The organism is Shewanella sp. S1-49-MNA-CIBAN-0167 (genome assembly GCF_040310145.1).
GTDB classification, from domain to species: domain Bacteria; phylum Pseudomonadota; class Gammaproteobacteria; order Enterobacterales; family Shewanellaceae; genus Shewanella; species Shewanella psychromarinicola.
Map to the genome: position 1 here is coordinate 1 of NZ_JBEOPO010000140.1, position 358 is coordinate 358.

Here is a 358-nt window from a genome sequence, read left to right on the forward strand (position 1 = left end):
CCGCCAAAAGATGCTGGTGACTTAGCTTTTGTACAGCACATGATTGCCAGTACCAATAATGACGGTATGGTCGGTGTGGTTATGCCACATGGGGTGTTATTCCGTGGCTCAAGCGAGAAAGCCATTCGCCAAGGCATACTGGAAGATGACCTACTCGAAGCGGTTGTCGGTCTGCCAGCAGGTTTATTTTACGGTACGGGTATTCCAGCGTGCTTGCTGATTATTAATAAGCAAAAGCCAGCAGCTCGAAAAAGAAAAGTCCTGTTTATCAACAGCGAGCTAGAGTATCAAGAAGGTAAAAACCAAAACAAATTGCGTGAGCAAGATATCACCAAAATTGTCGAAACCTTTGACAACT

Annotated in this window: 1 protein-coding gene; it reads left to right on the forward strand. The window is 45.0% G+C overall.

Annotated elements, in window-relative coordinates; genetic code table 11:
• A partial coding sequence (locus AAEZ00_RS20720; protein WP_351089761.1) for an N-6 DNA methylase occupies positions 1–358 on the forward strand: 358 nt, incomplete at both ends.